At 66.4% G+C, this 26,557-nt stretch carries 22 protein-coding genes; 5 read left to right on the forward strand and 17 right to left on the reverse strand.

The features are described from left to right. Positions 1–21 precede the first annotated feature (21 nt). Positions 22–1,191, reverse strand: coding sequence for a glycosyltransferase (locus B7R93_RS03940; protein WP_232797990.1), 1,170 nt, complete (start codon positions 1,189–1,191; stop codon positions 22–24). Positions 1,192–1,467: 276 nt separating this feature from the next. Here B7R93_RS03940 and B7R93_RS03945 point away from each other — a divergent pair, with 276 nt between their 5' ends. Both B7R93_RS03945 and B7R93_RS03950 read left to right on the forward strand, forming a co-directional pair. Continuing rightward, positions 1,468–2,007, forward strand: coding sequence for a hypothetical protein (locus B7R93_RS03945; protein WP_232797992.1), 540 nt, complete (start codon positions 1,468–1,470; stop codon positions 2,005–2,007). 38 nt (positions 2,008–2,045) lie between these two features. Further along, positions 2,046–3,740, forward strand: coding sequence for a S8 family peptidase (locus B7R93_RS03950; protein ID WP_103019528.1), 1,695 nt, complete (start codon positions 2,046–2,048; stop codon positions 3,738–3,740). Between the two features lie 425 nt (positions 3,741–4,165). Here the strand turns inward: B7R93_RS03950 and ftsZ are convergent, their stop codons facing one another. The 13 genes from ftsZ to mraZ form a co-directional block, all read right to left on the reverse strand. Then, on the reverse strand, positions 4,166–5,485 hold the full coding sequence (gene ftsZ, locus B7R93_RS03955; RefSeq protein WP_103019529.1) for a cell division protein FtsZ: 1,320 nt from the start codon (positions 5,483–5,485) through the stop codon (positions 4,166–4,168). A 212-nt stretch (positions 5,486–5,697) separates the two neighbouring features. Next, the gene (gene ftsA, locus B7R93_RS03960; RefSeq protein WP_103019530.1) at positions 5,698–6,957 is read right to left on the reverse strand and encodes a cell division protein FtsA; all 1,260 of its coding nucleotides are present in this window, start codon (positions 6,955–6,957) and stop codon (positions 5,698–5,700) included. Between the two features lie 135 nt (positions 6,958–7,092). Continuing rightward, positions 7,093–7,872: a cell division protein FtsQ/DivIB gene (locus B7R93_RS03965; protein ID WP_103019531.1), complete on the reverse strand. Its 780-nt coding sequence runs from the start codon at positions 7,870–7,872 to the stop codon at positions 7,093–7,095. A gap of 150 nt (positions 7,873–8,022) precedes the next feature. Continuing rightward, positions 8,023–9,444, reverse strand: a complete 1,422-nt coding sequence (gene murC, locus B7R93_RS03970; protein ID WP_103019532.1) for a UDP-N-acetylmuramate--L-alanine ligase — start codon at positions 9,442–9,444, stop codon at positions 8,023–8,025. A gap of 81 nt (positions 9,445–9,525) precedes the next feature. Then, on the reverse strand, positions 9,526–10,638 hold the full coding sequence (gene murG, locus B7R93_RS03975) for an undecaprenyldiphospho-muramoylpentapeptide beta-N-acetylglucosaminyltransferase (RefSeq protein WP_103019533.1): 1,113 nt from the start codon (positions 10,636–10,638) through the stop codon (positions 9,526–9,528). Between the two features lie 61 nt (positions 10,639–10,699). Next, positions 10,700–11,869 (reverse strand): FtsW/RodA/SpoVE family cell cycle protein, encoded by a 1,170-nt coding sequence (locus B7R93_RS03980; RefSeq protein ID WP_103019534.1) that lies wholly within the window; start codon positions 11,867–11,869, stop codon positions 10,700–10,702. Positions 11,870–11,999: 130 nt separating this feature from the next. Next, positions 12,000–13,382, reverse strand: a complete 1,383-nt coding sequence (gene murD, locus B7R93_RS03985) for a UDP-N-acetylmuramoyl-L-alanine--D-glutamate ligase (RefSeq protein WP_103019535.1) — start codon at positions 13,380–13,382, stop codon at positions 12,000–12,002. 198 nt (positions 13,383–13,580) lie between these two features. Next, positions 13,581–14,738: a phospho-N-acetylmuramoyl-pentapeptide-transferase gene (mraY, locus tag B7R93_RS03990; protein WP_103019536.1), complete on the reverse strand. Its 1,158-nt coding sequence runs from the start codon at positions 14,736–14,738 to the stop codon at positions 13,581–13,583. Between the two features lie 54 nt (positions 14,739–14,792). Next, on the reverse strand, positions 14,793–16,286 hold the full coding sequence (locus tag B7R93_RS03995; protein ID WP_232797993.1) for a UDP-N-acetylmuramoyl-L-alanyl-D-glutamate--2,6-diaminopimelate ligase: 1,494 nt from the start codon (positions 16,284–16,286) through the stop codon (positions 14,793–14,795). Between the two features lie 49 nt (positions 16,287–16,335). After that, entirely contained in the window at positions 16,336–18,282 is a 1,947-nt protein-coding gene (locus B7R93_RS04000) for a penicillin-binding transpeptidase domain-containing protein (protein WP_103019538.1), read from the reverse strand. A gap of 79 nt (positions 18,283–18,361) precedes the next feature. Next, positions 18,362–18,853, reverse strand: coding sequence for a hypothetical protein (locus B7R93_RS04005; RefSeq protein ID WP_103019539.1), 492 nt, complete (start codon positions 18,851–18,853; stop codon positions 18,362–18,364). A gap of 34 nt (positions 18,854–18,887) precedes the next feature. Further along, positions 18,888–19,901 carry a 16S rRNA (cytosine(1402)-N(4))-methyltransferase RsmH gene (rsmH, locus tag B7R93_RS04010; RefSeq protein ID WP_103019540.1) on the reverse strand — a complete coding sequence of 338 codons (1,014 nt, stop codon included), beginning with the start codon at positions 19,899–19,901 and terminating at the stop codon, positions 18,888–18,890. A 47-nt stretch (positions 19,902–19,948) separates the two neighbouring features. Next, on the reverse strand, positions 19,949–20,386 hold the full coding sequence (gene mraZ, locus B7R93_RS04015; RefSeq protein ID WP_103019541.1) for a division/cell wall cluster transcriptional repressor MraZ: 438 nt from the start codon (positions 20,384–20,386) through the stop codon (positions 19,949–19,951). Positions 20,387–20,786: 400 nt separating this feature from the next. On the opposite strand from mraZ, the gene B7R93_RS04020 reads away from it, so the two are divergent. Next, positions 20,787–21,437 (forward strand): LexA family protein, encoded by a 651-nt coding sequence (locus B7R93_RS04020; RefSeq protein ID WP_103019542.1) that lies wholly within the window; start codon positions 20,787–20,789, stop codon positions 21,435–21,437. A gap of 72 nt (positions 21,438–21,509) precedes the next feature. Here the strand turns inward: B7R93_RS04020 and B7R93_RS04025 are convergent, their stop codons facing one another. The 3 genes from B7R93_RS04025 to B7R93_RS04035 all read right to left on the reverse strand — a co-directional run bounded on the left by B7R93_RS04025 (position 21,510) and on the right by B7R93_RS04035 (position 25,130). Next, positions 21,510–23,204 (reverse strand): CTP synthase, encoded by a 1,695-nt coding sequence (locus B7R93_RS04025; protein ID WP_103019543.1) that lies wholly within the window; start codon positions 23,202–23,204, stop codon positions 21,510–21,512. 383 nt (positions 23,205–23,587) lie between these two features. Continuing rightward, complete coding sequence (locus B7R93_RS04030; RefSeq protein ID WP_232797994.1) at positions 23,588–23,992, reverse strand: CBS domain-containing protein; 405 nt, start codon at positions 23,990–23,992, stop codon at positions 23,588–23,590. A 259-nt stretch (positions 23,993–24,251) separates the two neighbouring features. Next, positions 24,252–25,130: a class I SAM-dependent methyltransferase gene (locus B7R93_RS04035; protein WP_232797995.1), complete on the reverse strand. Its 879-nt coding sequence runs from the start codon at positions 25,128–25,130 to the stop codon at positions 24,252–24,254. Between the two features lie 98 nt (positions 25,131–25,228). On the opposite strand from B7R93_RS04035, the gene B7R93_RS04040 reads away from it, so the two are divergent. Both B7R93_RS04040 and B7R93_RS04045 read left to right on the forward strand, forming a co-directional pair. Continuing rightward, on the forward strand, positions 25,229–25,774 hold the full coding sequence (locus B7R93_RS04040; protein ID WP_103019545.1) for a macro domain-containing protein: 546 nt from the start codon (positions 25,229–25,231) through the stop codon (positions 25,772–25,774). Between the two features lie 19 nt (positions 25,775–25,793). After that, entirely contained in the window at positions 25,794–26,549 is a 756-nt protein-coding gene (locus B7R93_RS04045) for an acyl-[acyl-carrier-protein] thioesterase (protein WP_103019546.1), read from the forward strand. The last annotated feature ends 8 nt before the right edge of the window (positions 26,550–26,557 follow it).

Consider the following 26,557-nt stretch of genomic DNA (forward strand, 5'->3'; position numbering starts at 1 on the left):
ACGGGAGCGAGATCGACCCGGTCAGGCAGCACGGGCGCAGCGGTAGAATGATTGCGTGCGCCGAACAAAAGGTTCCGGCCCGTAGCGATCCACGGCATGCGCCCGGATGCACTCGGCGTCGTACGCGCCCCACCGTGTCCGGATGGTGCAGAGGGCCTGGGCCAGCGCAGTCGGGGCCGCGGGCGGCACGAGCATCCCCGTTTCCTTCGTCACGATGTCCTCGGGGCCCCCGCACCGGGTCGCGACCACCGGCAGCCCCGTCGCCATCGCCTCCACGAGCGCCACGCCGAACGTCTCGTGGCGGCTCGGGAGCACAAACGCATGGGCTTCCCGGAGCGCCGCCCGCACGCCGGCACGGCGTTGCCGCCCTCGGAAGTCCACCCGATCCGCAACGTTGAGCCGACGCGCCTGTGCCTCCAGCGCTGCCCGCTGGGGCCCATCGCCTACGACGGTGAGGACCACGTCGTTCGAGCCCTCGAAGGCCTGCGCGAGGGCCGCGATCAGGCCGCCGATGTTCTTTCGGGAGTTCAGCCTGGCGATCGTCACGAAGCGAAACGGGGGCCTCGACGGGCGTCCCTCGGGGGGCCGCGTGAAAAATGAGGCACGGACGGGGTTGGGATGAATCGCTACGTCCCCGGACGCAATGTCTTTGCGGGTTGCGAGCGCCTCTTTTAGCGCCACACTGACGGCCGCGAGGCCACTCGCGCGGCGGAGTCCCCGGTCGACGAGCGGCCGGCGCCACGGCCAGACCCCACCCCGCTGAAACCCGCTAAAGTGCTCGGTCAGCACGTAGGGCACCCCGAGCGCGTTGCTCATCCGGGCCGCGGCGGCCCCGGCCCAGCGGGCGCTCTGAGCATGGATGACGTCGGGGACACCGCGGCGGTCCACGTACCGTCGCGCAAGGCGCACGGCGCTGCGGACCCGGCACCGCAGCCCTGGGGGAACGCGCCACCACACGTTCCATCCGTACCGGCGGAGGGTTGGGACTCCATGGTCCGTCGTCCACGCTGTCTGAAAGTGCTTGCGCCGGAGCGCCCCCACAGTGGCCCGACGCAGGCTCTGCTGCTCCGGATACACCACCCCCACCGTCATCCCGTCTGCCTGTAGGCATCGCGCCTGCTCCGCAAAGTAAATTCCGTTCAGGGGCACCTCCGTGGTGGGATACCAGGACGGGACGACGAGGACGTGCATGACGGCCGGACGGTCCGTTCGCAATCTGACCATGGGACCCCGCGCTGAAGATACACCCCGGTCGGATTGGTGTTCGAACCAAGGCCCAGCCCCCAAACCGTTGCCGCAAGAGCACGGGGGCTCAGGGTGGGACGACGCGACGGGCACAACCGAACCTTCCCGAACGCTCGTATTTACAAGGAGGCACCGCCTGGGCAAGAGGCGGCCTCTTTGCCTCCTTCCCCCACGCCTCGGGCTTCGACTGTGCTTCCCGAACGGATCCCAATTCCCGAGTCGTTGTACTCCATCGAGACTGGAGACCCGATCGCCACGTGTCTCGCCTGTGACCGATCGCTGCTGGACGGCCCCACCGAGTACCTGATCGAAAAGGGCCACCGTCGCTACGCGGACTACGACGTGCAGGAGACCATTTTCGGGTACGCCCTGTGCATGGAGTGCCACGCCACGATGCAGCAGTCCTTCTCTGCTCCCTCGAAGCACCGGTGCCAGGCGTATCTGTCCGAGCACGTGGACCTGGCCGGTCGGACCGGACGGCTTCTCGACGCCGACTCCTACGACCCGGCCGACTGGACGCGCCAGTGCGTGGTCCACGGCACGCCCCGGGAAGAGCTTGAGGAATATCAGGTCATTGCACACTGTCAGGGGGATACGTTGCTGCTCACCCACCTTCCTCTTCTGATGGGCGGCCCGGCCATCGATGCCCTCGTGCAGCGTCTCTCCAGCGAAACGCTCGACGACCTGGGCGGCTTTCGCGACGACCACCTCGGGCTCCCCCCCGATCTGAAGCGCGATCTTCAGGGCCCGATCCTGGCGTAGTCGCCCCTGCCTGCCCTCTTCTCCCAATTCTCGACTCCATGAAGAGCCTCCTCCCTCTCTCGACACTCGTTTTGGCCTTCTTGGTGGTTGGCTGCGCCGGAAGTCGCCCCCCCGCCACGCCAACGGCGTCCGACCCCGCCACCGGATCTCCCTCAGCGGCCCCGGACACGACCACCGAGGCGAGTGGCACGTCGCTCCCGGCCCCCTCCCGCGCCCCGCGGGACTGGTACCACCTCGACCGCGTGCCCCGGAGCGGCCCCGGCCTCAACACCCGAGCGGCCTACCAGGAGGTACTGCAGGACCGCCCTCCTCAGGACACAGTCCGGGTCGCCGTCATTGACTCCGGCCTCGACATCGACCACGAAGACCTTTCGTCAGAGACCTGGACCAATGCCGACGAGATCCTTGGCAACGGCGTCGACGACGACGGCAACGGCTACATCGACGACGTGCATGGATGGAACTTCATCGGGGGGCCCGACGGCGAGAACGTGAACCAGGACACGTACGAGCTTACCCGGATTTACGTGGACCTTCAGGAGCGTTTCGACGGGGTCGACTCGGCGGCCGTCGCCCCCGACGCCCGGGATCCATACCAGCGGTATCAGAAGATTCGGCGCACCTTTCGGGAGAAGCGCCGCGAAGCCCGCAACCGACTCGCACAGGTCGGAAAGGCCCAGAAGGCCGTCCAGGCGTCCGTGGATGTGCTAAAGACCCACCTCGACACCGACAGCCTCACCCCGTCGGCCGTCCGATCGGTAACGAGTCCCCGCCAGGACGTGCGCCGGGCCCAGCAGACCCTCCAGTACTTCTACGATCAGGACCTTTCGCCCACCGACCTCAACGACTACAAGGACCAGCTGGAGCGTCAGGTCGAGTACAACTACAACCCCGATTTCAATCCGCGTTCCGTCGTGGGGGATGACTACGCAGACAAGACCGGACACCAGTACGGGAACGCCGATGTGGAGGGCCCCGATCCCGGGCATGGCACGCACGTGGCGGGCATCATTGGTGCCGCCCGGGAGAACGCAATCGGCGTCGACGGCGTTGCGCGGGGCGTGCGCCTCATGTCCGTCCGGGCGGTGCCAAACGGGGATGAGCGCGACAAGGACGTGGCCAACGCCATCCGGTACGCGGCCGACAACGGGGCCGACGTCATCAACATGAGCTTCGGTAAGGCCTACTCGCCCCACAAGAACGTGGTCGACGCCGCCGTGCAGTACGCCGACTCGATGGGGGTCCTCATGGTCCATGCCGCCGGGAACGACGGCGCGAACGTGGACTCCACCGACAACTTCCCGTCGCCCTACTACGCGAACGGCAACCGGGCACAGCGGTGGATCGAGGTTGGCGCCTCGTCCTGGAAGGGCGGAGAGAAGCTGGCCGCCCCGTTCAGCAACTACGGCGCGGAGCGGGTGGACGTCTTTGCACCCGGGCAGTCCATCTACTCGACCGTCCCCGACGACGCGTACGAGCGCAACGACGGAACGAGCATGGCCGCCCCCATGGTGAGCGGCCTTGCCGCCCTGATCATGGCCCACTATCCCTCCCTCTCCGCCACGGACGTTCGCGCCGTCATCCTTGACACCGCGACGCCCCACCGGGACCAGAGGGTCGCACGTCCCGGCGACTCTGAATCCGTTCCGTTCGGGACCCTCTCTGACACCGGCGCCATCGTGAACGCCCGGGCGGCCCTCCAGCGGGCCGCCGACCGAGCCGCCGCGCAGTAGGTCGCCCCTTCCCATCCGGGCAGAAGGCCCTTCCGCCGGGGCCCCGCACGACAGCGTCAGGGCTCCTCGCTGCCGCGTCCCCAAACACGAAGAGCCACGCGCCGGCTCAGGGCCGGGCGTGGCTCTCGCGTGTGACACAGAAGCCCCCAGAAAACTCTCGGGGCCTCTCGTGTACGACCACAGCACCGCAACGCTGCTCAAACGTTGCAGTCAGGGGTCCGGGCAGCCGGCGGGACGAGACCCGACAGGACCTGTGGTGCCCCAAACAAGGGCAGTGTCTCGCCGTCGCGCCGGACGACCTGTGGTGGGGCTGGAGGGCCCGCTTTCCGATGCGGTCGAGTGGTGAACGCTGGAGGGAACACGGATGGTCGCATCTTGTGCGCGGCGGGTCTTCACTCGGCACTCGACGTACACGTCGGCGCTCTCTAGTCCATCATCTTGCGGAGGAACGCAGGGGTATCGGTGTCCTCCTCTTCCTCCTCGGAGCGGGAGCGCTCGTCGCGGTCCGTTCGCTCGCTTAGGTCATCGGCCTCCAGGCGGCGCACATTGGGATTGTCGTCTCCACTTTCGTCGTCCGCCTCGTCGGTCGGCTCGTCTTCCTCCGGCGGCTGAGACCGAAGGGGCGCGTTGCGGCGCTCATAGGCCGGCGTGTCGAGCTGTCGGAGATTGGTTTCGCCCTTGTAGTCCGCTGTCTCGTCGTCCGCGTCCTGGTCCTCCAGCGGCACCGTACGCCGCCCATCGTTGCCCTCGCCCTCCGGCTCCTCGTCGCGGTCGAAGCCGGTGGCGATAACGGTCACGCGGAGCTTGTCTTCGATGTCCTCCTCAATGACGGTGCCGAAGATGACCTCCACGTCCTCGCCGGCCTCTTTCTGGATGACACTCGTGGCCTGCGTGGCCTCGCGGATGCCGAGCGACGGGCCGCTCGTGATGTTGACGAGCACGTTGGTGGCGCCGGCGATGGAGAGCCCATCGAGCAGCGGGCTGCTGATGGCCTGCACGGCGGCCTTCTCCGAGCGGTTCTCGCCGGTGGCCGTCGCCGAGCCCATGAGCGCCGTCCCGCCGTCTCTCATCGTCGTCTGCACGTCGGCAAAGTCGAGGTTGATCAGGCCGTGGACCGTGATCAGGTCACTGATGCCGCGGGTGGCGTTGTAGAGCACCTCGTCGGCCTTCTCGAACGCCTCGATCAGGCTCGTGTCCGGGTCGGCGATGTCGAGCAGCCGTTCGTTGGGGATGACGATGAGCGTATCAACATTCTCGCGCAGCAGCTCAATCCCCTCGAGCGCCGTGTTCATGCGCCGCGACCCTTCACAGTCGAAGGGCTTGGTGACGATGGCCACGGTGAGGATGTCGAGGCTCCGGGCAATGGCCGCCACCACCGGCGCGCCGCCGGTGCCGGTGCCCCCGCCCATTCCGGCCGTGATGAAGGCCATGTCGTAGCCTTCGAGGGCCTGCCGGATTTCCTCGCTGCTCTCCTCGATGGCCTCGGCACCAACGCTGGGCCGTGCCCCGGCCCCCAGGCCGCTCGTCAGGTCCTGTCCGGCCTGGATTTTTTGGGGCGCGCGGTTCTCGCTGAGTGCTTGGGAATCGGTGTTGACGGCGATAAACTCGACACTGCCGTGGATGCCTTTCTGCACCATGTTGTTGATGGCGTTGCCGCCTCCGCCGCCGACGCCGACGACGCAGATCTTGGCCTCCTCATTCGCAGCGTCGTCGAACGAAAATTTGGAGCTAAAGTCTTGGTCCATGGTCCCTCCAGTAAATCTGTGGGGTGAGAGTATGAGAACACAGCCCGGCGGGCCTGAAGTGAGCGGCTCCAAGCGCGTGCATGCCGGCCTGTTGACGTGTTTCTACGCTAAGTAGTTGAAGAGTGACGGTCTGTCCATTCGGGACTGGCAACGTGGACGGCGGTCGGCAAAAGGGAAGGACCGCTCAGCCCTCAGCCGCGCCTCCCAGCTCTCTATAATTCATCGAACCAGGCTTTCATGCGGTTGGAAATGCGGGCCATGAGGGTTTCCCCGTCGGCCCGGCCGTTCTGGTGGGCCCGTACCTCTTCGGAGAGCGTGGTGCCCCCAATGATGTCGGGGCGCATGCCATAGAGGACGAGGCCCACCCCGGTCGAAAACTTGGGATCGCTGACCTCCTCCACGAGCCCACCGCTCAGGCCCATGGGGCGTCCCACGCGGGACTCCATGCCGAGCACCTCGGCGGCCAGCTCGTCGGTGTGAGGGACAAGCGACCCGCCCCCCGTCAGCACAGAGCCGACGCCCAGGTGCCGGCCGTAGCCACTGCGCTTGATTTCCATCGCGGCAATTTCCAAAATCTCCTCCATGCGCGGCTGAATGATCTGGGCAAGGGCGTCACGCCCAATCGTTTTCTCGTCCCGCCCGCCGATGCCCGGAATCTCAATCTTCTCGTTCGAGTCGGCCTCGTCGGCCAGGGCCATGCCGAACTGGCGCTTCAGCTGCTCGGCCTGGTCCCGCATCACGCCGAGGCCTTTTCGGATGTCGTCGGTCACCTTGTCGCCGGCCACCGCGATGACGGCCGTGTGGCGGATGGTGTGGTCTTCGAAAACGGCGATGTCGGTGGTGCCGCCCCCAATGTCGATGAGGGCAACCCCCACCTCCTTTTCGTCCTCGTGCAGCACGCTGAACGAGGAGGCGAGCGGCTCCAGCACCAGGTCGGACACCCGGAAGCCGGCCTTCTCGATGCAGCGGTAGATGTTCTTGGCCGCGGAGACGAGCCCCGTGATGATGTGCACGTCCGCTTCTAGGCGCACCCCGCTCATGCCCACCGGATCGGCCACGCCGTCCTGCCCGTCTACGATGAACTCCTGCGGGATGACGTGCAGGATCTCGCGGTCGGCGGGCAGGGCCACGTGCGTCGTGTCCTCGAGGAGGCGCTGCACGTCGTTCTGTGTAATCTCGTTGGCGTTGATCGTGACGACCCCGCGCGTCTGAAAGCTCTGCACGTGGTCCCCGGCGATGCCCACGACCACGTTTTGCACCTCCACCCCCGCGGCCCGCTCGGCCTCCTCCACTGCCTCTCGGACAGCGGCCACGGTGCGGTCAATGTTGACCACCACCCCACGGTTGAGGCCGTCGGAGGGGGCCATGCCTACCCCGAGAATGTTCACGCGGTCAAGGTCATCCTTCCCGGCGACGACGGCACACACCTTGGTCGTGCCGATGTCGACTCCTACGACGATGTTTTCATTCATGGCAATGTGGGGTCAATGTCAGGCTGAATCGTGATTCGTGACGCGTGACTGCGCGTGCTGCCTCACGACTCACGCACCACGCGTCTCCCATCACAGAGCAAAGGACGGCGCGGTGTGAGGAATGGATCGTGCATGCTATCCGTCGAGCGATTGTGTACGGGTCACCACCTGTTCGTCGAAACGGAGATCGATGTGCTCGATCGGCTCCTCCGGGGACGTTGTGAGAACCTGCCGGGCAAAGGCACGGAGGGTGCGCAATTTCTGAGGCACGTCGCCGTTCCCGAGGTGCACCGGCAACGCCTCGTGCGCCCCGATCGGGGTCGTCGTAAGTCGGATCGTGTCGTCGGACTGCACCTCGATTTCAGCCACGAGGTCGGCCACGCCCGTCTCGGGGAGGGCCCGCAGTACCCGGCGCAGCGACGACGGGCTCTGTACGGTGTCCGGCCGCGTCCAGGGGGCCTCGGCCCCAAGCCCCCGAACGAGCGGCACGTCGTACCCGGCGCTGTCGGGCAGGGGCATTGCGTGGCCGCCCCGGTCGAGGTAGTAGGCCGGACGGCCTCGCGCATCCAGTGCGAGCGCCGCGGGGGTGCGCTCCGTCACCGTGAGCGCGAGGACGCCGTGCATCCACTTCGTCTCTACGGTCGCGCCCTTCACCCACGGATGGCGGGCCGCCCGGTCGGCCACGAGGGTCGGCTCCACCTCCATCATCGCCGTGCCGGAGTCCACCCGAGCGAGGCGGCGCACCGTGTCGGGCGCGGCGTGTTGCGTGCCGGCAACCGTCACGCGCGCCACAGTCACGTTCGCCCGCCACTGCCAGCCCAGTAGGCCCAGCGCGACCCCCCCTGCGAGGAGGAGCCCCACGCCTCCGAGGCGGAGGACCCGGCGTCCAAATGTAGAGGGCGAGTCTCGATTCATGAGTACAGAAGCAGTAATTGGCGTATTCGCCGAGGCCAACCGTGAAGCGTGAGGCGCAAAACGCAAGGCGTGAGGCTCAGGCCGCACATCGCCGCTCACGTATCACTCGCGTCACTCGTCACGCATCACACGTTCGAAAAGAGGTTGATCTCATTGGGCTACTTTCTGACCATTCTCGTTGAGCAGGTCCACGAACGTCTCGCTGGCCCGCCAGATGTCCCCCGCCCCCAGCATTAGGACGACATCGCCCGGCTCAGCAAGCTCTTGAAGACGACCCGGCAGGTCCGTTTTGTCCGACACGTAGTGCACGGCGCGGTGGCCAAACTGCTCGGCCCGCTCGGCCAGGCGCCCGCCGGTGACGCCCTCAATCGGGGCCTCGCGCGCCCCGTACACGTCGGTCAGCACGAGGACGTCGGCGTTGAAGAAGGAGCGCGCGAACGCGTCCATGAAGTTCTGGGTGCGAGAGTACATGTGCGGCTGAAAGACGGCGACCACGCGGCGGTCGGGAAAGCCCTGATGCGCCGCGTCCAGGGTTGCCTCAATCTCGGTCGGGTGATGGGCGTAGTCGTCGAGCACCGTGACGCCTGCGGCTTCTCCCTTCTTCTCGAACCGGCGGCGGACGCCCGTGAAGGTGCCGAGTCCGTCGCGCACCCTTTCGAATGAAATATCGAGCTCCTGGCCCACCGCCACCGCGGCAAGCGCGTTCCGCACGTTGTGCAGGCCGGGCACGTGAAGCTCAATGGGGCCGAGGCGCTCGCCCCGCACCGCTACGTCAAACCGGGTCGTCATCTCGTCCCGTCGGATGTTCTCGGCCCGCACCTCGGCCTGGCGCGTGGTGCCGTAGGTGACGACCCGGCGCTCCACGTCCCCCACGATGGCCTGCACGTTCGGGTCATCGAGGCACAGGATGGCGGCCCCGAAGAACGGCACGCTGTTGGCGTACTGCGTGAAGGCGGCCTTGATGTCGTCCAGGTCCTCGTACACGTCGAGGTGATCCTCCTCGATGCTCGTAATGACGGCCAACGACGGCGTGAGGCGCAGGAACGTGCGGTCGTATTCGTCGGCCTCAATTACGATGACGTCGCCCTCGCCCGTAATGGCGTTGGAGCCGAAGGCCGTTACCTTCCCCCCCACGATCACCGTCGGGTCAAAGCCGCCCTCCGCCACGACGAGTCCCGCCATGGAAGTCGTGGTTGTCTTGCCGTGGGTGCCGGCCACGCCAACCCCAAACTTCATCCGGATCAGCTCGCCCAGCATCTCGGCCCGCGGGATGAGCGAAATGCGGCGGCGTTCGGCCTCACGGGTTTCCGGGTTGTCGTCGGGGTCGACGGCACTGGAATACACCACCACGTCGGCCTTGCCCACCTGCTCGGCGGCGTGGCCCTCGTGGATGGTAGCCCCCTCCGCTTCGAGGCGTTCGGTCACGTCGCTACGCTCCAGGTCCGAGCCCGTCACGGTGTAGCCACGGTTGAGAAGCACCTCGGCGATGGAGCTCATGCCAATGCCGCCGATGCCCACCATGTGGACCTGGCGGATGCGGCCCAGAGCCGGTTGCGTGCGGAGTTCAGCCATCGTGTTCAGTTGGGGTCGGTTGGAGCGTCGTCTCCGAGGGGCCCGGGGCAAGGCCCGTGGGCCAGTGAGAAAGAATCTGAGTTAGGCTGTGCGGTAGCGATCCGCAAGGGCGAGCACGTCGCGGGCAATGGTCTCTGCGGCGTCGGGCCGGGCCCGCTCCCGAGCGGCCGTGGCCATCTGGGCCCGCCGCTCGGGGTCGCCAAGCACGTCCAGGAGCACCGTGTCCAGCCGGGCCTCGAGGTCCTCCTCGTCCAGCCGGATGGCAGCCCCGGCCTGTTCCAGGCTGCGCGCGTTCTTGGTCTGATGGTCGGCTGTCACGTTGGGCGAGGGCACAAGCACGGCGGGCGTGCCGGTAACCGTCAGCTCGCTGCAGGTGAGCGCCCCGGCCCGGCACACCACGAGGTCGGCCGCGGCGTAGGCGTGCCCCATCTGGTCGATGTACTCGACGACGCGGAGCCGCGGGTGTGGGTCGACTTCTTCGATCAGGTCGTCGTGGTACCGGGGGCCGGTCTGCCACACCACGTGCACGTCGTCCTTGGCCAGCAAGGCATCGAGGTTGTCCTGGATCGCCCCGTTGATGGCCGCGCTGCCCAGCGACCCTCCCATTGCCAGCACCACACGCCCGTCCTTTGGAAAATCGAGGGCGGCCCGGGCCGCGGCCGGATCTGTGTTTTGCAGCGACTGGCGGGTCGGGTTGCCACTCACCACCGCGTGCTCGGCGGGCACCCAGTCTTTCGCCTCAGGAAAGGCGAGATGGGTGCGTACCGCGAGGCGCGAGAGCACCCGGTTGGTGAGGCCGGCGTAGGCGTTTTGCTCCTGTACCAGGAGGGGCCGTCCGCGGAGCCACGCCGCCATCAGCACCGGGGCGGCCACGTACCCCCCCGTGCCCACCGCGACGTGGGGCCCGATGGCCCCGACCAGGCGCCAGCTCTGCATCAGGCCCTGCGCCACACGGATCGGCAGCAGGAAGTTGGACGCCACGGCCCGGCGCTGAAGGCCCTGTGCCGTGATGGGGTGAAGGGCGTAGCCTGCCTCCGGAACCGCCCGCGCCTCGAGCCGATCCTGCGTCCCCGCAAACACGATTCGGGCGTCCGGACGGAGGGCCCGCACCGCATCGGCAATGGCAATGGCCGGGTACACGTGTCCCCCGGTGCCCCCCCCCACCATCAATATGTGTGGCGCACGTGCGCTCATGGCAGTTCGAAAACGTCGTCAATGGGCCCGGAGGCCCGAACGAATGTTAAGATGGAGCCCCTCAAATCCGCTCAGCAGAGCTCGGTCCCGCGTGGCGGGAGATATTCAACAGGACTCCAATCATGATGCCGTTGGCCAGCAGCGACGTGCCGCCGTACGAGACAAACGGCATCGGGAGGCCCGTCACCGGCAACAGCCCACTGGCCACTCCGGCGTGCACGAACCCGTACGTCACGACCAGCGTGGTGACCCCAACCGCCAGGAGAAGCCCGAGGGGGTCGGGGGCGTCCCGCGCAATGCGAAGGCACCCACGAAAGAGCAGCACGAAGAACCCGGCCAGCAGGACGAGGGCCCCGAAGATGCCGTACTCCTCCGCAATGATCGCGAAAATAAAGTCGTTGTAGGGCTCCGGAAGGAAGTCGCGCTGGACACTCTTTCCCGGTCCCACCCCGGTCAGTCCCCCGGCCGCAAACGCCATGCGGGCCTGCCGAGACTGATACTGCTCCCCCCTCGCACTCATGACCTGCTCCGTGTCGGTGTTCGGAAACAGGTTCATGCCGAGGTACGCCTCCAGGCGAGCAGCCCGGTCGGGGGAAGTCGACAGGACGCCAAACGCCAGCGCACCGCCCAGCACGACGAGCCCTCCAATCTGGAGGAGGCTCACGCGCCCCACGAAGCTCATCAGCAGCACGCCGAGCAGCAGCATCAGGGCCGTTGAGAGGTCGTCCAGGCCAATCAGCCCCACCGTCAGCCCCACCCACACCAGCACCGGGAGGAACGTGCGGCTAAAGCTTTTCACGTAGTCCTGCTTCTTCACCAACAGCACCGCCACGTAAAAGATCAGCGCCACCCGCGCGAGCTCCGACGGCTGAAACCCGATCCCGGCAATCTGCAACCAGCGGTCGGCGCCCCCCGAGAAGAGCCCAACGACCTTCACGGCAACCAACAGGAGCAGAGCCCCCACGAGCGCCACCCGGCTGTACCGGGCCAGCGTGCGGTAGTCGATGAGGCTCACCCCTCCCATCGCCCCCAGGGCAATGCCCACCCGGACGAGGTGACGCAGCAGGAAGTGCACCGGCTCGGTCCCGGCCCGTACCTCTGCCAAATACGTGACGGCGCTGTACACCGCCACGACCCCGACCGCCGACAGCGCCAGCACGATCCACACCACGTACTTGTCCGCCGGCGCGCGGTCGGTGACCTTATGTCGAAGAGATTGAATAACGCTCATGGGCAGTCGTCTACAATCGAGCGTCCCTACATGAAGGACGGAGTCGCGGGATGCGTGCGTCGTGACACGTGCCCTTCCTTCTCACACGTCACGTCTCATGCATCTCTCTTCACGCATCACTCTTCACGCATCACAGCATCGTCTCCACGAGGCGGCGAAAGGTGTCGCCCCGATCCTCATAGTTCTCGTACATGTCGAAGGAGGAGCACGCCGGGCTCAGCAGCACCACGTCGGCCGGCTGCGCCGCGTGCCGGGCCTGGCGCACGGCCGCCTCCATGGTATCGGCCCGGTGGTGCACATCCGCCTCGGCTCCGAGCTCTCGAATTACCGTCTCGGCACTCTCTCCGAGCGCCACCACCGCCCGGACCTGATCGCGGACCAGCGGCTTGAGATCCGTGTAGTCGTTGCCTTTGTCCCGCCCCCCAGCAATCAGCACGATGGGCCGGTCGAAGCTCTCCAGGGCGTACCAGACGGCGTTCACGTTGGTGGCCTTCGAGTCGTTGACGTACAGCACGCCGTCGACCGTACACACCTCCTCCAGCCGATGCGGCACGCCTTCGAAGCCGGACAGGCTCTCGCGGATCACGTCGTTCTCCACCTCCATCACACGGGCCGAGACGGCAGCCGCGAGCGAATTGTACACGTTGTGCCGCCCCCGAAGGGCAAGCTCATTTTGGGGCATAAGCGGGTCGTCCTCCTCGTCGGTTCGAAGCACGATGCGATCGTCTCGCAGACCGGCGCCGGCCGCCGGCACCTCTTGCCTCGTAATGGCCATCGGGCGGACGCCCTGCTCCGCAGCCGCCTGCTCCGCGGCGCCCCGCACGTCGCCATCGTCCCGGTTGTAGACCACCACGTCCCCCTCGCCCTGGTTGCAGAAAATGTTGTGTTTGGCCTGCGCGTAGGCCCCAAAGTCGTGGTCGTAGCGCCCCAGGTGGTCGGGCGTAATGTTGAGCACCACACTCACACGTGGGCGGAAGGTGTCCACGTGGTCGAGCTGAAAGCTGGAGACCTCCAGCACCACCACGTCCGTCGGCTCCGCGTCGAGCACACAGTCGGAAAACGGGTACCCGATGTTGCCGGCCACGATCACCTCGCGGTCTGGGGCGTCCGCAAATGCCGTTCGGAGGACGTGCCCGGTGAGGCTCGTCGTGGTCGTCTTCCCGTTGGTGCCAGTAATGGCCACGATGGGCGCATCGCAGAACCAGGACGCCGCCTCGATCTCGGAGTACACGGCGAGCCCGGCCCGCAGCGCCCGCTGCACGATGGTCGCCTGCGTGGGGACCCCGGGGCTGAGCACGAGAAAGTCGGCGTCGAGGGCATCGGCCGTGTGCCCCCCGAACTCATACTCGATCCCGGCCGCATTGAGGGCCGCTGCGGTGCCGCCCGAGGGGGCGTCCTGCTCGGTCAGAAACACCTCGCCCCCGGCCTCGGCCAGCAGCCGCGCCACGGCACGCCCACTCCGGGCGCCGCCGACCACGGTGGCTCGCTTTGTGTGCACTTCCTCTGGGATCATGAAGGAACCCGAACGTTTTTGCAGGGACGAATTTCTGAGTGCTGTTCCCTCTTCCGGGCTTGGTACGGGAGGAGGGACGCAGGAGAAAGCCTGGCGATGATCGATCACCGGTCACGCATCACGGGTCGTAGTCTGTAACGAGTCAGCGGTTCAACCGTCCAGCAGCCGAGTCTGGGGACCGGGCCCCCTCGGCCGGAATCAACGGATGCGAAGGATGAGCAGAGCGGCGATCACGGTAATGGCGGTCACAATCCAAAAGCGCGTCACGATCTTCGCCTCGTGAAGGCCGAGGGCCTCGTAGTGGTGATGCAGCGGCGCCATCCGGAAGACCCGTTTCCCAGTGCCGGTGCGGCGCCGCGTGTACTTGAAGTAGCCCGTCTGCAGGATGACCGAGACGGCCTCGGCAAAGTACACGATGCCGAGCAGCGGCAGCAGCAGCTCCTTGCGCACCATGAGGACCGTGCTTCCCACCGCCCCCCCGAGCGCGAGTGCACCGGTGTCGCCCATGAAGACCGTCGCCGGGTATCCATTGTACCAGAGAAACCCGAAACAGGCCGCCGTGACGGCCGCCATGAACACGGTCAGTTCTCCGGTGCCCGGCAGATACATTACGTTCAGAAACGTCGCAAACTCCGCATTGCCGGAGATGTACACCAGAGCGACGAGCCCGAGCGACACAAACGCCGTCACGCCCGTCGTGAGGCCGTCGAGGCCGTCGGTTAGGTTCACGGCGTTGGAGACCGCCGTTACGATAAACACGACCACCGGGAGGTAGACGACCCATCCGAGGTCGACCCCCAGTGCCCAGAACCGGAACAGGTCATAATCGAGCACCCGATCTTTCAGAAAGGGAATGAACGTGAACGTATTGTACGCCGCAAAGTCGGGATGGAAGTACAGGACGCCCCCTACGAAAAGGCCAATCGTGACCTGTCCCGCCACCTTGTACCAGGCATTGAGGCCGTCTTTTTGCTTCTTCACCGTCTTCACGTAGTCGTCGGCAAAGCCGACCACACCGAGCCCGCCCATCGCTACGAGAGAGAGCCACACGTACGTATTGGCGACGGCCCCCCAGAGCAGCGTCGCCCCCCCCACAGACAGCAGGATGATGATGCCGCCCATCGTGGGCGTGCCCGCTTTGTGGGCGTGGCTGATGGCCCCAGCCGCCTCGCCTTCCCGCACCTGCTCCCCCAACTGCTGCCGCCCCAGCCACCGGATGATGCCCCGGCCCGCCCCCAGTGCGATGCCGAGTGCCGTGATGGAGGCCAGGGCCGCCCGCACAGTGATGAACCGAATCACCTGGAACCCCGGCGGGTGGTAGAGCCGCTCAATGTAATCGATGAGGTAGTAGAGCATTGCGTGTGAGCGTCGGGGGACACACCGAGGACGGGCCGTGCCCATCCCGACGCATCACCCAAAATATTGGCGTGCCATCTCGCGATCGTCGAAGGGGCGTGTGTCCGTGCCGATGGTCTGTGTCGTCTCGTGGCCTTTGCCGGCAATCACGACCACGTCGCCCGGCCCCGCCGCATCGGCGACGGCCTGAATGGCCTCCTCCCGGTCCACAATCCAGCGCATCGATTCCGGCCGCTCCACCCCACCGCGAATGTCACGGAGGATGGTCACCGGCGCCTCGGTGCGCGGGTTGTCACTGGTTACGACGACGCGGTCGGCGAGCCGCTCGGCGATGCGGCCCATCGTCGGGCGCTTGCTCGGGTCCCGGTCCCCCCCGCAGCCAAATACGCACCAGAGCGCAGCGCCTTCGGGCATCGTGGCGCGCACAGCCTGCAGGATGGTCTCCAGCGCGTCGGGCGTGTGGGCGTAGTCGACGATCACCGTCGTGCCATCCTCAAAACGCAACGGCTCGGAGCGACCCGGCACCGGCGGCGCTTCGGCAAGGGCGTCGGCCACGGCATCCGGCGCGTGGCCCAGGGCCGTGCCGGCCCCGTAGGCCGCCGTCAGGTTGGAGGCGTTGAAGCGCCCCGCCAGCCGGACATCGCGCTCCCGCCCATCGAGGCGCAGCCGCAGGCCGTCGATCCGGGCCCCCAGGACGGTCGTCTCAATGTCCGCAGTCTCATCGATCGCAAAGGACACGAGGTCAGCGTCCGTATCGGCCACCATCGCGGGGCCGTCCCCATCGTCGGCGTTGTAGAGGGCCGTCGCGTCGGCCCCAAGCCCATCAAACAGCGTTTTCTTCGCCGCGCGGTAGGCCGCCGCCGTATCGTGGTAGTCGAGGTGGTCGACCGAGAGGTTGGTGAAGATTGCCACCTCGTAGTCGAGCCCGTGCACGCGGTCTTGATCGAGGGCGTGGGACGATGCCTCCATCACACAGGCCACGCATCCGCGGTCTACCATGCGTCGCAGCCGACGGTGCAGGACCAGCGGCCCCGGCGTCGTGAGCGCCGGGGAGGTCGCCTCGTCCCCCGCCCGAACCTCGATCGTGCTGAGCAGCCCGGTGGTCGTCCCGAGGGCCTCCAGAAGATGGTGGACGAGGACGGCGACCGTGGTCTTTCCGTTGGTGCCCGTCACGCCCACGAGGCGCAGCTCGTCGGCCGGGTCGCCGTACAGGGCCGCTGCCCCCTCGGCCAGGGCCGTTCGCGTATCCGCGACGCGGGCAAACATGACCTTGGGGAAGCGCCTGCGCGCCTGCTCGGGCAGCGCCTCGCACACGACAAGACGTGCCCCGTTTTCTACCGCCATGTCAATGAACGAGTGGCCGTCGGCGTCTACGCCGCGAATCGCGACGAAGCCATCGCCCGGCGTCACCGCCCGACTGTCGTCTGTCAGGCCGTCGAGGACAAGGGAGTCCGGGGCCGGGGCCTTCGCTCCCGCGGTCGTCCCGGCCAACAGGCCTGCCTTTTGCAACCGACGCCGCAGCGTCGGCCACGGGAGGGGGGCAGGCACCGCCTCTTCGGCGTGCTCAGTCTGTGTTGATGTAGGGCCCGGCATCGGCTCACTCAGCGGCCGTGAGAAGAACACGAGTCGTCGGGAGGGCAGCGCCGGGACGGGGCCGCTGCTGCACCACCGTTCCCATCCCCTGAAGCTGTGGCTCGATGTCTCGCTCGCGCAGCCACGTTACTGCCCGGCGCGTGCTGAGACCAGTCAGGTCGGGCATCACGTCCGGCCGGCCCGGCGGGAGCGTGTCCGTTGGGGAGCGGGCATCAACCGACGACGCGGCCGAGACGGACGACGGCTCCGGGGTCGTCCGGGCCACGACCGTTGGGAACGTACCGGCCCATCGGCGCGCCACCCGCCGAAACACCGGCGCAGCCACCTCACCGCCATGGGGCCCGCCGGTGGGCGACCCGAGCACCACGAGCAGCGCTACCTCCGGGGCGTCGGCAGGAAAGAAGCCGACGAAGGAGGCCCGGGTCTCGTCCGCCGAATACTCGCCCTCCGCCACCTGAAGGGCCGTGCCTGTTTTTCCGGCCACGCGGAGGCCCTCGACCTGGGCGTTGGTGCCCGTTCCACGTTCCACAACGCGCTTGAAGGCGGAGCGGAGCGTATCGGCCGTCTCTTGCCGAAAGGCCCGACGGATCGTCTCCGGCTCGTTCTTCCAGAGCGTTTTGCCCGTCACGTCCCGCCGTTCGGCAACGACGTAGGGACGCTTGATGAGTCCACCGTTCGCCAGTGCGCTGTAGGCCGTGAGCAGCTGGAGCGGCGTGACCGACACCTCGTAGCCGATGGCCATCGAGGTCTGAGTCGTCGCGCTCCACTGAGGCGTCCGCTTCAGTACCCCGCCCACCTCGCCCGGGAGGTCAACCCACGTGGGCTGGCTGAAGCCCATGTTGCGGGCGTACTGGTAGAACGTGCCCCGGTCGAGCTTCGTCACCGTCTTGGCCATGCCTACGTTGCTCGACTTCGCAATGACATCGGCAAACGAGATCGTCCCGTGCGCCTGGACGTCCTTCATCGTGTAGCCGTGGAAGACGGCCCACCCGTCGCCGGTCTCGACCGAGTCGTCGAGCGACACGAGGTCCTGCTCGATGGCCGCGGTGGCCCCGACGAGTTTAAACGTAGATCCCGGCTCGAAGCGGTCCGTAAGGGCCCGGTTGCGCCGTGCCGCGGCGGAGGCCCGGCCGGGGCGGCTGGGATCGTAGGTGGGCACGTTGGCCAGGGCGAGAATGCCCCCGGTGCTCGGGTCCATCGCCACGGCGGTGCCCCACTCCGCCCCACTTTCCCGCACGCCGCGACGGAGCTCATTTTCGAGGGCGGCCTGCCGCGTTAGGTCAAGGGTAAGCAGGAGGTCGTCGCCCCGCTCGGGCTGGACCACCGTCCCCCCCACGTACGCCTCGATGCGACCGCTCCGGTCTCGCCGCACGATGCGGCGCCCGGGCGTGCCCGTCAGTGTGTCGTCGTACGCCAATTCCAGCCCGGCAAGGCCGTGCCCCCCGTCCCCCACATGTCCAATCACGTGGGCCGCCGTCGTGCCGTAGTTGTAGCGCCGGCCGAACTCCGGGGTAAGAATCACACCCGGCACGTCCCACTCCTGAATGGTCTCGTGCTGGCCCGGCGTGAGCTCCTCGCGCAGCTTCACGTACTGCGGGCTGTGCCGGTTACGCACCTGCCGCCGGTACCGGGACGCCGAAACGCCAGTCAGGGTGCCCAACTTGTCAAAGAACGTTCCCGCCTGCTTCTGAAACCCCTCCACCGTAGGGTCCACGGACAGGTCGTACCGGGCCGTGTTGGTTGCGAGGCCCCGCCCGTTCCGGTCCAGAATGGCGCCGCGCATGGCCGGAATCGTCACCGAGGAGCGGGCCTGCGCCCGCACCTGATCGCGGAGCGTGTCGGTTTCGGTCAGCACAATCTGGCCCATCTGCACCGCAATGGCCAGTGGCGCGAGGCCCAACAGCGTCAGCGCCACGTACATCCGGGCCAAAATCTGATCTTTGGGCTTCATGGTGGTTGAGGATTTAAGTAGTGAATCGTGGGGGACGCCAGGACGCCCCCGTATGTCCACGCTGTTATTTAGTGGGCGGCTATTTGGTGGGCGGCGATTCGACGGTGATCGGCGGTCCGTACGTGACGCTTTCCTGCAGCCCGAGTGCGCGGGCCCGCTCGTAGATGACCGACGGGCCGACGCGGCGACCGAACTCGCCCTGCAGGCGGTTGTGCTTGAGGTGCAGGCGCTGGTTTTCGGTCCGGGCCTGCTGAAGCTGGTTGTACAGGTCGGTCGTGGCGTGAACGTGTCCTACGTAGAGGGTAAACATCCCCGCAACGGCGAGAATGAAGAGTGAAAAGCGAAGGGTCGACACGTCTTCCAGAAACGCGTCACCGGACGCGTGTCGGCGCCGATTCTGCGATGGCTCGAGATCGGTCCAGCCCGGAAGTGCCGTGCCGTGCCGCACCCAGCCGTCGGACGCCGCGCTCGAGGCCGCAGGGTCCCCCGGAGCCCCGTCTCCGCGTCCGTGCCACAGGGAGGGCCCGGTCGGGGAGCGTCCTGTACGTGAAGAGTCGTTTCGTCTGCTCATGGTGCGGTCTCGAATCGAATGTTTGAGCGCCCCCTCACGAGAGCGGCGGGACCGGGCGCCCGGCCTCGTCGTCGTCCCGGCGTTCGGCCACCCGAAGGTGTGCGCTTCGCGCCCGGGGGTTGGCCTCGATCTCCGCATCGCTGGCCTCAATGGGGCCACGGGGCGTCTCGGCCCAGGGCGCTACGAGGGTGCCGTACAGGTCGCGGCGGGGCTCGCCCTCAAAATTGCCGTAGCGGAGATACCGCTTCACCCGCCGGTCTTCCAACGAGTGGTAGCTAATCACGGCGATGCGCCCCCCCGTGCGGATCTCTTTCGTCGCCTGCTCCAGCACGTCCTCCAGCTCGTCCAGCTCCGCATTTACCGCGATGCGGAGCGCCTGAAAGACGCGCGTCAGGGTCTTGACCGTGTCGGGGGGCGGCACACAGCCTTCCACCACCGCCGCCAGGTCACGCGTCGTGTCGAGCGGACGAGCGTCGCACAGAGCCCGAGCGACACGGCCCGCCCGCGACTCCTCCCCGTACTCGCGGAGCACATCGTGCAGGTCACGCTCCCCCCAGTCGTTCACGATCTGCCGTGCAGTGAGCCCCCGTTGCGGATCCATCCGCATGTCGAGCGGGCCCTCGTCCCGAAAACTGAAGCCTCGCTCGGGCGCATCGATCTGATGAGACGAGACGCCGAGGTCAAGCAACAGCCCATCGATGGGCGCGAGGGCCTCGGCCGTCAACACGTCTCGGAGGTTTCCGAAGGTGCCGTGCACGGCCCGGAAGCGCCCCGCCTCGCGCTCATCGGCGAGGCGATCGCGGGCCGCCGCCAGGGCCTGCGGGTCCCGGTCGATGCCGAGCACAACCCCGTCGGGGCCGAGTTCATCGAGCAGGGCTCGGGCGTGCCCCCCACCGCCGAGGGTTGCATCCACGTAGCATCCGGACGGGTCCGTGACGAGCCGGGCCTGTACGTCGTGTGAAAGAACAGGGGCGTGGAAGTCGGTGGCGTACCGGAGAGGCTTTTCGTCGTCCGGTGCAGGATCGTTCTGGGAATCGTCGGCTGACATCAGCTCTTGTCCACATCGCTGCGGGAAGTTGTCTCTACCTGTTGTCTCTACCTCATGACACTCTCGGCGAGCGTCTCGTAGTCGTCGGGCTGCTCGTTGAGGTATCCGTCGAACTGTTCCGGGTCCCAAATCTCAATGTGGTCGAACGCCCCCAAGATGAGCGCCGACCCGTCGAGCTCCACGAAATCGATTAGCGAGTTTGGAATGCTGATGCGCCCCTGCCCGTCGAGGGAGACCTCACTGGCCCACCGCATGATGAGGCGGACGAAGTTGCGGACCTCTCGATCGTACATGTTTAACGCATCGATCTCCTCTTCAATGTCGGTCCACTCGTCCATCGGGTAGAGAAAAATGCAATCCTCGAACCCCCGCGTGATGGTAAATGTCTCGTTCGCGGCGGGCGCCAGGGACTTCCGCATCTTGGCCGGAATGGCCACCCGCCCCTTGCTATCGACGGAATATTCGGCCTGTCCTTTGAACGCCATGACGGAGGAGGCCCCACCGGGGGCACGGCAGAGCGGCACACGAGGGCAGAGAAGCGAAGTCCATCCTGGGACGATTCCCCACATTTCCCCACGCGCCCCACAATGTACGCGGTTCCCGGCCAATGTCAAGGCTCAGCGTCCACATACGCCGATCATCCTCCGTCTTTCTCTGGAACGAGCCACGCACACATGTAAAATTGCAAGCCACTTCCGTCGATTTTAGAACCTTCAGAAAATGTTTTCACCCCTTGAAGAAAATATTTTCACCCTTTTTCCTTGCCCGACTGGGGCGGGTGCACATATGTTTGTGGGAACCAGGGATTGGGATGTTCGGCGACGACATTCCGCCCCTCCATCGCGCCTTCGTAGTCCAATCGCCCCCGTCCTCCACGTCTTCCTTATGGCCAAGGCCCCCCTCACCCAACGCCAGAACCAGGCGTACGATTTTATCGAGCAGTACCTCGATCGTCATCGGAAGCCCCCCACTCTGCAGGAGATTGGGGATGCCCTGGGGATCGCGTCGACAAACGGGGTCTACAAGCTTCTCCAGAAGCTTGAGGAGAAGGGCTGGATCGAGCGTGAGAAACACAAGGCCCGAAGCATCCAGCTTGCCGAGCCGGAACGGGCTCCGCTCGGACAAGGCGGAGGCCCTCCGAATCTTCCGATCGTGAGCCGCACGCCCAGTGACCATCCCGAGCGGCTGCGCGAGCGGCCAGCCGGAACCCTGTCCGTCGATCCCCAACTCTTGCGCGATGTCCGGACCCCCGACGATTGTCTCCTCGGGCGAGCCGGCGACGACGGGATGACCCGGACGGGCATCCAGAAGGGAGACCTCCTCCTGATCGAGGAACGGGAGTGGGACGACCTGGACAACAAGACCCTCGTGGCAGTACTCCTCGAGGACCAGTTGTTGGCGCGGGAGTTCGAGTTCGCCAACCGCAAGATTCACTTGCGGCCGGCCGCCCCCCACTACGCGAAGGAAACGTTCTCCCCGACGGAGTCCGACTACTACGTCGTCGGTCGCGTGCTGGGCCTCATCCGGACGCTGTAGTTCTCTTCGCGGGGCTCTACCGAATTCTCCGCGAGCCGCGTGCGCTCGGTCTGCCCGTCTGCAAACCGGGGGCTACATGTCGACCGACGCGAGGGGGACTGCCTTCCGCTCGGGCGGTTGGGGAGAGGTCGCCAGGCCCTCCTCGTGGGCGTAGGACGTGCACGCCCGCACGAACGACCGAAACAGCGGATGGGGATTCCCCACGGTGGTCCGGTACTCCGGGTGGAACTGCACGCCCAGGAACCAGCGCTTGTCGGGCAGCTCCATGATCTCGACCAGGTCCGTGTCGGGGTTCACACCGCTAAAGCACATGCCTTCCTCCAGCAGCTTGTAGCGGAGGACATTGTTGACCTCGTACCGATGCCGGTGCCGTTCCTGTACCCTCTCGGCCCCATACACCCCGTGGGCGTGAGAGTCCTCCTGAAGGCGACAGTCGTACTGTCCGAGACGCATGGTGCCCCCTTTGTCGGAGATCTCTTTCTGCTCCTCCATGAGGTCGATCACCGGGTAGGCGGTCTCTTCGTCGAACTCGGTGGAGTGGGCCCCGTCCCATCCGCACACGTGCCGCGCAAACTCGATGATGGCGCACTGCAGGCCCAGGCAGATGCCGAAGAAGGGAACGTCCTGCTCGCGGGCATGCTGGGCCGCGAGAATCTTGCCCTCCACCCCCCGATCCCCAAACCCGGGCGCCACGAGAATGCCCGCCACATCTCCGAGCTGCGACTCTACATTGTCCGGCGACAGGGCCTCCGAGGGCACGTACTTGACCTTCACCTGAACCTCGTCGGGCACGCCCGCAAGGATGAAGCTTTCAGTGATGGATTTGTAGGCGTCTTGGTGCTCCACATATTTTCCCACGAGGGCAATGGGAATCGTTTCCTCTGGGTTTTTCAGGCGCTTCAGAAATCCGATCCAGTTGCTCAGGTCGGGCGTGTCGCTGCATCGCCCATCGTCTCCACGCTCGGGATAGAAGCGGTCGACGACGAGCTCGCCTATGCCCTCGTCGCGGAGCAGAAGGGGCACCTCGTAGATCGACTCCGCGTCGAGCATCTGGATGACGGCCTCCTCCTCCACGTTGCAAAAGAGGGAAATCTTGCGCCGTACCTCCGCGGTGATGGACCGCTCCGACCGACAGACGATGGTGTCCGGCTGGAGGCCGTGGGCAAGCAGCTCCTTCACGGAGTGCTGTGTGGGCTTCGTCTTCAGCTCGCCCGCCGCGCGGAGGTAGGGAATGAGCGTGAGGTGGGCGATCATGGTGTTGCGGGGCCCCAGCTCGTTGCGCAGCTGGCGGATGGCCTCCAGGTAGGGCTGGCCCTCGATGTCGCCCACGGTGCCGCCGATCTCGGTGATCACGACGTCGTAGTCTTCCGTCTCCCCCAGCTTCAACATCCAGTGCTTGATCTCGTCGATGATGTGGGGCACCACCTGCACAGTCTTGCCCAAGTACGCCCCTTCCCGCTCTTTGCTAATGACCTCCATGTACACCCGCCCGGTGGTCACGTTGTTGGCCTGGCTGGTGGGCTGGTCGAGGAAGCGCTCGTAGTGCCCCAGATCAAGGTCCGTCTCGGCACCATCGTTGGTGACGTACACCTCGCCGTGCTCGTACGGGTTCATCGTCCCCGGGTCGACGTTGATGTAAGGATCGAACTTTTGAATTGTCACGTCGAGCCCGCGGTCGGAAAGCAGGCGCCCCAGGGAGGCACTGAAGATGCCCTTGCCGAGCGAGGACGTGACGCCGCCGGTGACGAAGATGTACTTGGTTTGCACAGTACGGGAGAGGATTGGAAGGAGAAACGACGACGGGCCCCTGACGTGCGGACTCTACTTTCAAGATAGGGCCCCCTACGGGGCTTTATCAATTCAGGCCGCTCGGTGTGGCCGTTCGCTGTCCGCGGCGGCGGCTCGCCTGCGGTCCTCAGGGAAACTGAGCAATGCGAGGTCGAGGAAGAGCACGCGTGCCGTGAAGACAGCGGCGGGAAGCAACAGGTCTCATCAGTGCCGTTGCCGCACCGCCCAGGAAAATCCGGGGAGAATCACTGTTGCCTTGTGCCGGTCCACCAAGGGAGTCCGTCGAGGATCAAGCCCTCCTCTTGACGAGCAACAGATCCCGACCGGCATTCGCATCTTCCCTCGAACGGCGCCTCTTTCAATCACACCTCCTCTGAGACATAATACTCCAACATGTCCTTCCCAGTGACGATGCCGAGGAGATCCCCCTCGTCCACCACCGGCAGCGACGATGCCCGGTTGTCGAGCAGCGTCTGGGAGGCCTCCTCAATGGAGGTGTTGGGGGCGACCGTGATGGGGTCCCCCTGCATGATTTCCGACGCCGATCGGCTGAGCGCCTCCATGTCATGGTGCTTCTCGCTGTAGGCGTCCAGAAAGGGACTGATCGCTTTCAGGACGTCCCGATCCGAGATCACTCCGCGAAGCGCCCCCTCCTCGACGACGAGCATGTGGTTGCCGCCCTCCTGAAGGCGCTCGCGAATGTCTATGAGGGCCGCATCCGGCGAGACCGTCACGACGTCGCAGCGCATGATGCTGTTCACAGTCATGGTCGGGGGAGCGTTCGTCGAGGTCAAGAGAGCGTGCGCAGAATGCCGTTTGGGAACGCGGGCAGGCATCACAAGCCTCCCGACAGAAGAAACAGGAGGCACTGGACGACACTGAGCAGTTCACGGCGTCCGTCTGTGCCGCCGTCAGGAACCGCCCTATCGGGCCGGTGTTCGGCGGGAGCGGAGGCTACAAATTTATCGTCCGTAAAGGAAGTGTGAACACTCTATAAGACCACGCTCTTCCCCGGCGCCCGTTCCACTACCCTGCCGTTGGCGGGCGACGGGCAACCATGAAGAGTCCCGTGCCCCGTGCGTTGTCACACTCCATGTCGGTCGCATTGAGCAGCAGGCCCAGGGGCAGCACCGCGGCGTAGTAGAACGGGAGCACCAGAAGCGACGCCCACGTTGTCCCGAGCATCTGCATGGGCCACTTGATGAGCCCCCGCCACGCCGCGGAGCCGTACGGCCCGTAGGTGTAGAGCCCCCGCACCGGCTCCAGCCCCGCCGCCCGGAGCTTCTCGGCAAGCTCGGCCCGCCCGTAGCCCTCCCGCACATGCTCCCCGATAAAGCTCTCGTCGTCCTCGTCCTGCACGTCCGAGCCCCCCTGATCCGAAGGGGTATTGATGATGACATGCCCACCCGGCCGCAGCACGCGCTCGAAGTGCTCGAACACCGCCTCGTCGTCGGGGATGTGCTCCATCACGTCCACCGCCAGGATCAGGTCGAACGGCCCCTCCGACTGCAGATCCGTCAGGTCGTCGATCGCCCAGTCGATCTGGTCGGCCTGCGGGGTTTGGTCGACAAAGGCGCGGGCCCGCTCCAGGTAGCCCTGCTTCACGTCGACCGCCCGCACCTGAGCCGTGGGAAACGTGCGGGCCACGAAATAGGCGTACTGCCCGAACCCCGTGCCGGCGTCGAGCACCCGTGCCGGACGATCATTCGACAGGGCGCCGAGGAGCCGCCGCACCGCCCGCCGCACGTACCACGCTCGCAGGAAGAGAAGGTTGAGAAGCCCGAAGAGCAGCCGTTGCAGCAGGGGATGGCGGCTCGCAAGATCACCAAGCCGGTCCTTGATCGGGTCGTACTTCATGGGGCAAGGGGCGCGCCGGAACAGGAAGGCGAGGGCGCGGGCAGTCACGGGAGAACGAACACAATGGAGGCGTGAGACTACAGTCTGTACCCCGAAGCATCAACCCTGTTCATCGTCCTTCTCTTCAAATCCCATACGGACCCGCCATGACGCACACGAAGGCCGGCCTCACGATCACACTGGCGAAGGGCAACATCGTGGAACAGCCCGACGTGGAGGCCATCGTCAACGCGGCGAACGCACAGCTGCGGATCGGGGGCGGCGTGGCGGGCGCCATCCACTCGGCGGCCGGACCAGAGCTCGCCGAAGAAACGCGGCCCATGGCTCCGATTGAGCCCGGCGAGGCCGTCGTCAGCGGGGGCCATGCGCTCCCCAACGATCACATTATTCATGTCCTCGGCCCGGTGTACGGGCGCGATGAGCCGTCCGATGCGCTGCTGCGGGCCGGCTACGAGAACGCCCTGTCACGCGCTGAGGAGAACGACCTTTCCTCCGTCGCCTTCCCCGCCGTCTCGACGGGCGCCTTTGGGTATCCCCTCGACGAGGCGGCCCGCATTGCCGTGGGCACCGTTCTCGACGTGGCCCCCACCCTCGACGCGGTCGCCCACGTCCGGTTCGTCCTCTTCGACGAGAACGCCCTGTCGGTCCACGAGCAGGCCTTGTCGGCCCTCCGCGACGAGGCCACCGCGTAGCGCCACATTCTTCCCCGTCATGTCCTTGCCCCTCGCCTGGACCGAGACCGTTTCGGTCCGCACGTCCGACCTCACCCCGCACGGGACCGCGTCGACACCTGCCCTGTGCGTATACCTGCAGGAGGCGGCGGGCCATCATGCCGACGCGTTGGGCGTGTCGATGCGGCATCTGCGGGGGCAGAACCAGGCCTGGGTGCTCTCTCACATGCACCTCGACCTCGACCGGTTGCCGGGCGGGGACGAGGCCGTCACCGTGGAGACGTGGCCGTCGGGCCTGAACGGCCTCTACGCCACGCGCGAGTTCCTCCTCTCCGTCGACGATACCGAGATGGGCCGCGCCACGAGCCGGTGGTTCGTTATCGACACCGAGCGGCGACGCCCCGTGCGCCCGCCCCGACTGCTCTACGACCTGGAGATGCCCCGCCGGCCGCCGCCGCTGCCCCACGCGTTTGAGGACCTCTCCACCCCCAACCGCGTCGACCACGAAACGGCCTGGACGGCCCGCTACCACGACCTCGACCTCAACCGGCACGTCAACAGCGTCCGCTACCTGGAGTGGGCCCTGGGCGCCCTTCCCAACGCGCTGCTCGATGTCCACCGGTGCACCGGCCTCGCCCTGCAGTTTCGGGCCGAGGCCACCGCCGGAACGCCCGTCCGCACCACGGCCCAGGCCGTGCCCTCCGACGAGGGCAAGAGGATCCGGCACGCCCTTCACCATGCCCAAACCGATGCCCTCCTGGCGGCGGCCCGTACCACGTGGGCCCCACACGACTGATGCATTAC

This window comes from Salinibacter altiplanensis, assembly GCF_002894645.1.
Classification (GTDB): Bacteria; Bacteroidota; Rhodothermia; order Rhodothermales; family Salinibacteraceae; genus Salinibacter; species Salinibacter altiplanensis.

Coding starts and splice junctions, on each gene's coding strand:
- B7R93_RS03940 (WP_232797990.1), bottom strand. CDS start 1,191: ATGCACGTCCTCGTCGTCCCGTCCTGGTATCCCACCACGGAGGTGCCC.
- B7R93_RS03950 (WP_103019528.1), top strand. CDS start 2,046: ATGAAGAGCCTCCTCCCTCTCTCGACACTCGTTTTGGCCTTCTTGGTG.
- ftsZ (WP_103019529.1), bottom strand. CDS start 5,485: ATGGACCAAGACTTTAGCTCCAAATTTTCGTTCGACGACGCTGCGAAT.
- ftsA (WP_103019530.1), bottom strand. CDS start 6,957: ATGAATGAAAACATCGTCGTAGGAGTCGACATCGGCACGACCAAGGTG.
- B7R93_RS03965 (WP_103019531.1), bottom strand. CDS start 7,872: ATGAATCGAGACTCGCCCTCTACATTTGGACGCCGGGTCCTCCGCCTC.
- murC (WP_103019532.1), bottom strand. CDS start 9,444: ATGGCTGAACTCCGCACGCAACCGGCTCTGGGCCGCATCCGCCAGGTC.
- murG (WP_103019533.1), bottom strand. CDS start 10,638: ATGAGCGCACGTGCGCCACACATATTGATGGTGGGGGGGGGCACCGGG.
- B7R93_RS03980 (WP_103019534.1), bottom strand. CDS start 11,869: ATGAGCGTTATTCAATCTCTTCGACATAAGGTCACCGACCGCGCGCCG.
- murD (WP_103019535.1), bottom strand. CDS start 13,382: ATGATCCCAGAGGAAGTGCACACAAAGCGAGCCACCGTGGTCGGCGGC.
- mraY (WP_103019536.1), bottom strand. CDS start 14,738: ATGCTCTACTACCTCATCGATTACATTGAGCGGCTCTACCACCCGCCG.
- B7R93_RS04000 (WP_103019538.1), bottom strand. CDS start 18,282: ATGAAGCCCAAAGATCAGATTTTGGCCCGGATGTACGTGGCGCTGACG.
- B7R93_RS04005 (WP_103019539.1), bottom strand. CDS start 18,853: ATGAGCAGACGAAACGACTCTTCACGTACAGGACGCTCCCCGACCGGG.
- rsmH (WP_103019540.1), bottom strand. CDS start 19,901: ATGTCAGCCGACGATTCCCAGAACGATCCTGCACCGGACGACGAAAAG.
- mraZ (WP_103019541.1), bottom strand. CDS start 20,386: ATGGCGTTCAAAGGACAGGCCGAATATTCCGTCGATAGCAAGGGGCGG.
- B7R93_RS04020 (WP_103019542.1), top strand. CDS start 20,787: ATGGCCAAGGCCCCCCTCACCCAACGCCAGAACCAGGCGTACGATTTT.
- B7R93_RS04030 (WP_232797994.1), bottom strand. CDS start 23,992: ATGACTGTGAACAGCATCATGCGCTGCGACGTCGTGACGGTCTCGCCG.
- B7R93_RS04040 (WP_103019545.1), top strand. CDS start 25,229: ATGACGCACACGAAGGCCGGCCTCACGATCACACTGGCGAAGGGCAAC.
- B7R93_RS04045 (WP_103019546.1), top strand. CDS start 25,794: ATGTCCTTGCCCCTCGCCTGGACCGAGACCGTTTCGGTCCGCACGTCC.